The sequence below is a fragment of the Phyllobacterium sp. genome, assembly GCF_037994425.1.
Classification (GTDB): Bacteria; Pseudomonadota; Alphaproteobacteria; order Rhizobiales; family Rhizobiaceae; genus Phyllobacterium.
In genome coordinates this window covers 1-6368 of record NZ_JBBNAM010000197.1, presented here as the reverse complement: position 1 = coordinate 6368, position 6368 = coordinate 1, and the positions used below count along the sequence as shown (strand labels likewise).

The following is a 6368-nucleotide window of genomic DNA, read 5'->3' as shown; positions in this document are numbered from 1 at the left end:
TGGCACTTTACCGTTGCGGCGAATTTCCCGGGCGGACCCCTTACCGACCCGTTCGCGCGCCTCGGCCTTGAGCTCGTATGCTTCGCTCATGGCATTTCCTTTCGAGGTTCAAATCTGGAGTGTTTTTCGAGACCACAGGATGGCTGCACAAAAAACATGAAGCGGTCCAACGCTCATCCGAGACCGGATGATTGACCGCCTCATTCCGCGTTGCCTCCAAGGGTGTCTACGCGGATGGCGGCTCTATAACGGAAAGCCGTAGCCAGTGCAAGTTTGTTGGTCGGCGATCCTCGCAACAACCCCGTGGGGCTCAGTCGAATAGGCTTGAGACGGATTCTTCCGAGGCCGTGCGCGAAACCGCTTCTCCGATCAGGTCGGAAATAGACAGGACGCGGATGTTGTGCGCTGCTTCGATGGCCGGCGTCGGCTGGATGGAATCGGTGATTACCAGTTCTTTCAACTTCGAGCCCGCTATGCGGGCGACAGCGCCGCCGGAAAGAACGCCATGGGTGATATACGCGGTCACGCTTGTTGCGCCCTTGGCAAGGAGCGCTTCGGCCGCATTGCAGAGCGTGCCGCCCGAATCGACGATGTCGTCGAAAAGCAGGCAGTCCTTGCCACGGACGTCGCCGATCACGTTCATCACCTCGGATTCGCCCGGTCGATCGCGGCGCTTGTCGACGATGGCGAGTTGTGCATCGATGCGTTTCGCCAGCGAGCGGGCCCGCACGACGCCGCCGACGTCCGGGGACACGACCATGACGTTAGACGTGCCATAATGAGCCCGCACGTCGCGGGCGATAACGGGGACGGCATAGAGGTTGTCGGTCGGGATGTCGAAGAAACCCTGGATCTGGCCGGCGTGAAGATCAAGCGTCAGGACACGGTTAGCGCCGGCTTCTGTAATGAGATTGGCAACGAGCTTTGCCGAGATCGGCGTGCGGGGCCCGGGCTTGCGGTCCTGGCGGGCATAACCAAAATAGGGAAGCACCGCCGTGATGCGCTTGGCCGAGGAACGCCGGAACGCATCGATCATGATGAGCAGTTCCATCAGGTGGTCATTGGCCGGAAATGACGTGGACTGCATCACGAAGACGTCCTCGCCGCGCACGTTCTCCTGAATCTCGACAAATATCTCCTGATCGGCAAAGCGGCGGACGCTCGCTTTTCCAAGTGGAATATTCAAATATTTGGCGACAGATTCGGCGAGAACACGATTGGAATTGCCCGCGAAGAGTTTCATGCCGTATTTCCCCACGTCTTTTTCAGAGCGTCAGCCAACTAAAGGATATGGCGGGCCTTTTACTGTGCTTCCCGCACAATGCAAGCATGCAGCAAGGAATCAAACTCTATTCCACGGCATTATCACGCAAAACGCGTAAATATGTCACGTCTTTGTGCCGGAAACCCAAGCAAGGTAGCCCTGTATGGCCTTGTCGGCGATGCCTTCCATGGTCTTTGCCGGCACCGTGCTCCAGGGATCGGCGCCGCCACCGGGCACTTTTTCCTGCCCTTGAATGCGATGCAGGCGCGTTCCAGCGGGGTCTAACACGTCCCATACATAGATGATCGTCGTCTGGTTGCCATCCGGCAGCGCGGAGAAATAGCCCTTCATGATGTGGGTATTGTCGGTATCAGCTGCGGTGCCGAGGACAATGCCCTTTTCCTTGGCGAGGGCGGAAAGGCGCTGCGACAGCGGCGTCGCTGCAGCAATCGGCGCGCCGACAATGGGGGCAAAGCGCAACTTGGCGGTACGTGCGGCACCCGGGGCATTTGCGGTGGTGGTCGCCGCGGTCGGTACCGGTGCGCCCGCTGCTGTCTGCGTGCCTGTCGTCGTCTGCGCGGTGGTGGTTGGCGTTCCCGGCGCCGTTGCGCTGCCTTGTGCTGTCGGCACATCGGCCTTGGTAACACCCATCGGCGATTCTGAACTGTTGCAGGCGGCGAGTGCGAGTGTTGCCAGCATTGCGACCGCGCATGTCAGTGAGTTACGAGACTTCATCTTCAGTCAAACCCCGTCATGAGCCACCTTATCAAAATAGAAGCCGAAGAGAGGTTTATTTTACGATCAAGTCAAGAGGTTGGCGCGAGAGGGTTTCGGCCTCGCCATTGGTCGTAAGATAGGTCCGTCCCAGCGTCATCGCGGTGTTGCTGTCCGAGTCGAAGATGATCATGTGGGCGAAAAGGGTCATGTCGGGCTGAATGCGCTCGGGATTGCCCGGATAGAACATGGGCATGTCCATCCAGGCTGGCCCAAACCGCGCGCCTACCGAGTAGCCGCAGGCGTTGAGCCGGTGGCGGGTCAATTCATGCGCCTCCATGATCTTGGCATGGGCCTCGAATACGTCGCCAAATGTCGAGGCGGGGGTCATTGCTGTTTCGACGGCGAGCAGGGCCTCCTGCGCGGCATCAAAGAGTTCCTGATGGCGTTTCGAAGCCTTGCCGGTAAGAACCGTTCGCATCATCGGCGCGTGATAGTGGCGGTAGACGCCCGACCATTCAAGGGTCAACTGATCGTTCTTGGTGAGCTTGCGACGGCCAGACTTATATCGGCAAAGAAGCGCATCGTCGCCCGAACCTATGATAAACTCATTGGCCGGGTAGTCGCCGCCACCAGCGAAGATGGTCGCTTGCATGGCGCCAAGGATGGCGCCTTCGTCGGCTCCGGCCTTGATCAGTTTGAGCGCGGCGTCAAGCGCATCGTCGCCGAGTTCGGCAGCCTTGCGGATATAGACGATCTCCGCCGGGCTTTTTAGCGTGCGCAGCTTGTCGACGATGCCGGAAATATCGACGAGTTGCCCGAAAGCCGTAAGCTGTTCGTCGAGACGCCGTCCGTCAGCGGCGGTCAGTCCATGGGTCTGGTACTCGATGCCAATGCGGCAGCCCAAAAGATCGAGATCATTCAGTATCTCGCGCAGGTCCGCGGCCGGATTGGCATTGTCGCGATCCGCCCAAACGACGATGTTCTCGATGTTCGACGTCTGGCGCGCCTGCCTCAAATCGGCGGATCGTGTCATCAGGACATGGCTGCCGTCGGCCTTCATCACAAGGCACTGGAAGAAGCAGAACCCGAAAGTATCGTATCCGGTAAGCCAGTACATGCTTTCCTGAGCGAATAGCAGGACCGCGTCGAGCTTCTGCTCGGCCATCACCATCATCAGGCGGTCGCGGCGCGCTGCGAATTCTTCCGGTTCGAAATGAAGGGCCATACTGTTACTCCGTGATAGTGATCGCCGAGATTTGGCGACCGTAGTCTGGTTCCTTGCGGTGGGTCGTCCGACGGTAGGAGAAGAACTGATCTTCGTCCGCATAGGTGCACCGGCGAAGCGCCGTCGCATTGACGCCGGCTTTTTGAAGCCGCGCCACGATGAAGCCCCACAGGTCGAACATCTTGTGGCCATTGTTGCGCGAGGGCTGGAAGAACTCCCTGTAGGAGGCATCCGACTCAACGAACTGGTCATAGAATTCGCCGCCGACTTCGTAGTTGTCCGGGCCGATCGTCGGACCGAGCACGGCCTGGATGCGATCACGTTTCGCGCCGAGCGCGATCATGGCCTCCACCGTATTTTCAAGTACACCGCCAATGGCGCCGCGCCACCCGGCATGGGCAGAGCCAACCACCTTCGCATCTCTATCGGCAAAAAGGATGGGGCCGCAGTCGGCCGAGAGCGAACCAATGACGATGCCCGGTGTCGCCGTGACCATGGCGTCCGCATCCGGCCTTGTACCGACAAAGGGAGCGTTCACGGTGATGACGTCCGGGGAGTGCACCTGATGAACCGTGACGAGATGGGTCAGTGGCGCGCCAAGCGATTCCGCGACGCGACGACGGTTTTCCCTGACCCTCTCCTGATTGTCTTTGGACCCGCTCCCGACATTGAGCCCACGATAGATTCCGTCGGATACGCCACCCTTGCGAGTAAAAAATCCGTGGGCGATTCGGTCTTCTTCGGGGGATCCGAGCAGGGCTGAGCGCAACGGTGCCGGTTTTTCGGAGTTGATCATGCTGTATGCCTTTCAAGGCTCGGGATGGTGGTTGAGCAAGCGCGGGAAGTCAATTGCCTTGGGTGCTGCCTTCACTGCGTTCGAAGGGATAGATGTGCGTGGCGGCATCGGCAATGCAAAGCACCTTGAACAGTGTTCCCATCTGGTCGGGTCCCGCGAGGCGCTCGACATCGGTACGGATCTGCTCCTGGATATGCTGCGTTTTGCCCCGGCCAAGTGCGCCCGCCCGATCGATGAGGCCCATTGCAAGGAGGAAATTACCCTGCGTCATGGCATTCGTCCTGCACCCTTCCCGGCGGGCGGCCTGAGCCAGGCTATGGAAATCGACATGGGTGGTGAGGTCGGCTGCGCCAGGTATATGCAGCACATCTACCGATTCGTGCCGGCTAAGTGCCTGAAGCGTATCGCCAAAACCCGGCTGCAGGTGACCATAGTCGAACAGGAGGGCGGTACCGCGTTCGTGCCGAATGCGCACGGCAATCTCCTGCATCAGCGTGCTGCGCGCCGGAGCGATCTCGAATATGCTGCCCTCCGGCGCGATATCGGCGGCACCGGGCAAGAGCGACGCATCAATCGAGCCCTGACCCGCGGCAAAGAAGAGATGACCAGCGTCGTCGACAGCAATCATCCGCTCGAGGAAACGGCCGTTGGTCTTGACATATTGGCGCGAGGGAATGGCGTCGAAGAGTTCGTTGGCAACGAGAAGCAGAGGCCCCGCGGGAATTTCGCTGAAGTTCTTGTTCCAGATCATCCTTTCCTCGTGCCCGGCCAACTTTTCCCGCTGGACTCCCTGCAGCCGATCGCTGATCTCGACCAAATGGATTTTCGCGGCAGCAACGAACTCGGGGGCCAGCTTGGTCGCGGCGCGCAGTAGATCCTGCGTCAGCGTTCCGCGCCCCGGTCCCATCTCGCATAGGACGAACGGAACCGGTGCGCCCAGCGCACGCCAGGCATTCACGCACCAGACGCCGATGAGTTCGCCGAACATCTGGCTGACTTCCGGCGCCGTGATGAAATCGCCATTCTTGCCGAAGGGTTCCCGTGTCGTGTAGTAGCCCTCATCACGATCGAACAGGCACATTGCCATGTAATCGGCGACACTGATCGGACCAGTTGTTTCGATCTGCCGGATGATGCGTTGTTCGAGCTTCATCGGCCCGTTGCGACCTCGGGATTCTTTGACGATACTATAAACGCAAGGCCGACCAAAACCATGGGTACGGAAAGTACCATGCCCATTGTCAGCCAGCCACCATAGAGGTAGCCGAGCTGTGCGTCAGGCTCGCGGAAGAATTCAACGAAGATGCGCGACAGACCATAGAGGCCAATGAAGCTTCCGCTGATAAAGCGCGGGCTCTTGAGCTTCCGCCCGTAAAAGATGAGCGCGGCCAGCACCGCGAAGAGCACGACGCCTTCAAGCGCTGCTTCGTAGAGCTGGCTCGGGTGGCGGACGAACGGGCCGCCGGTCGGAAAGACCATGCCCCAAGCGACATCTGTTGGGCGTCCCCAAAGTTCACTGTTGATGAAGTTTGCGACACGAACGAGACCGAGCCCGACGGGCACGCCGGCTGCGATGGTATCGAACATGCTGTAGACGTTGATCCGGCGCGACCGCGCAAAAAGGATCATGGCAAGTATGACGCCGAGGAGGCCGCCATGGAATGACATGCCGCCTTCCCATACTTTGAAAATGTCGAGCGGGTTGGCGAGATATTTCGGCAGGTCGTAGAACAGGATGTAGCCAGTCCGCCCGCCAAGGACGACACCAAGCGCCGCCCAGAGGACGAAATCGTCGAGATCCGTCGGTTTCATCGGGGGCGTATTATTCGCCCATAGACGCGGCTTGCTGATGAGTTTCTTGGCGTACCACCAGCCGAAAAGAATGCCGACGACATAGCCAAGTCCATACCAATGAATTGAAAGCGGGCCGATGGAGAAAATAACAGGGTCAATATCAGGGAAAGTAATCGCAGCTAATGTGGGGAGGAGAATTTCGCTCACAAAGTCGCTCCGTGGCAAGATAAATGTTGGCGGGACCATGCGCGAGGCCATGAACAGCGTCAAGCTGCCGGTGAGATAACATTTGTGCGTGCCGGCGCCAAATAAAGCCATTGTCGGACTTGCTTGCAATCGCTCGCGGTGGCGATTATTTGATTGGGAAACCAGAGAGGTATCCGCCATGAGCAATGGACCAAATCGCGTTCTCGATGAACTGGCAAAGCTTGTGACCGATGCAGCAGGCGCAGCACAGGGCGTGCGCCGCGAGGTCGAAACCGCATTTCGCGGTCAGGCCGAACGGCTGCTCAATACAATGGACGTCGTCCAGCGTGAGGATTTCGAAGCTGTGCGCGAGATGGCCATTCGCG

7 protein-coding genes and 1 pseudogene are annotated in these 6368 nt (G+C 59.0%); 1 reads left to right on the top strand and 7 read right to left on the bottom strand.

Going from position 1 to position 6368, the window contains the following annotated elements; genetic code table 11:
- The 7 genes and pseudogenes from AAAB35_RS13985 to lgt form a co-directional block, all read right to left on the bottom strand.
- A pseudogene (locus AAAB35_RS13985) lies at window positions 1–90 on the bottom strand (50S ribosomal protein L25); the annotation flags it as partial.
- A 220-nt stretch (window positions 91–310) separates the two neighbouring features.
- Window positions 311–1243: a ribose-phosphate pyrophosphokinase gene (locus tag AAAB35_RS13980; RefSeq protein ID WP_340668896.1), complete on the bottom strand. Its 933-nt coding sequence runs from the start codon at window positions 1241–1243 to the stop codon at window positions 311–313.
- A 144-nt stretch (window positions 1244–1387) separates the two neighbouring features.
- Window positions 1388–1999: a hypothetical protein gene (locus AAAB35_RS13975; protein ID WP_340668895.1), complete on the bottom strand. Its 612-nt coding sequence runs from the start codon at window positions 1997–1999 to the stop codon at window positions 1388–1390.
- A 55-nt stretch (window positions 2000–2054) separates the two neighbouring features.
- The gene (locus AAAB35_RS13970) at window positions 2055–3206 is read right to left on the bottom strand and encodes a Xaa-Pro peptidase family protein (protein WP_340668894.1); all 1152 of its coding nucleotides are present in this window, start codon (window positions 3204–3206) and stop codon (window positions 2055–2057) included.
- Between the two features lie 4 nt (window positions 3207–3210).
- Window positions 3211–4002, bottom strand: a complete 792-nt coding sequence (gene pgeF, locus AAAB35_RS13965; RefSeq protein ID WP_340668893.1) for a peptidoglycan editing factor PgeF — start codon at window positions 4000–4002, stop codon at window positions 3211–3213.
- Window positions 4003–4051: 49 nt separating this feature from the next.
- On the bottom strand, window positions 4052–5155 hold the full coding sequence (locus tag AAAB35_RS13960; RefSeq protein WP_340668892.1) for a class I SAM-dependent methyltransferase: 1104 nt from the start codon (window positions 5153–5155) through the stop codon (window positions 4052–4054).
- Window positions 5152–6003 carry a prolipoprotein diacylglyceryl transferase gene (gene lgt / locus AAAB35_RS13955; protein ID WP_340668891.1) on the bottom strand — a complete coding sequence of 284 codons (852 nt, stop codon included), beginning with the start codon at window positions 6001–6003 and terminating at the stop codon, window positions 5152–5154. Before lgt ends, AAAB35_RS13960 begins: the two co-directional genes overlap by 4 nt.
- A gap of 178 nt (window positions 6004–6181) precedes the next feature.
- On the opposite strand from lgt, the gene AAAB35_RS13950 reads away from it, so the two are divergent.
- On the top strand, window positions 6182–6368 hold a 187-nt coding region (locus AAAB35_RS13950), incomplete at its 3' end, for an accessory factor UbiK family protein (RefSeq protein WP_340668890.1).

What these genes read in the sequence shown, in the direction of transcription:
- AAAB35_RS13980 (WP_340668896.1), bottom strand. Translation starts at nt 1,243, where the DNA reads ATGAAACTCTTCGCGGGCAATTCCAATCGTGTTCTCGCCGAATCTGTC.
- AAAB35_RS13975 (WP_340668895.1), bottom strand. Translation starts at nt 1,999, where the DNA reads ATGAAGTCTCGTAACTCACTGACATGCGCGGTCGCAATGCTGGCAACA.
- AAAB35_RS13970 (WP_340668894.1), bottom strand. Translation starts at nt 3,206, where the DNA reads ATGGCCCTTCATTTCGAACCGGAAGAATTCGCAGCGCGCCGCGACCGC.
- pgeF (WP_340668893.1), bottom strand. Translation starts at nt 4,002, where the DNA reads ATGATCAACTCCGAAAAACCGGCACCGTTGCGCTCAGCCCTGCTCGGA.
- AAAB35_RS13960 (WP_340668892.1), bottom strand. Translation starts at nt 5,155, where the DNA reads ATGAAGCTCGAACAACGCATCATCCGGCAGATCGAAACAACTGGTCCG.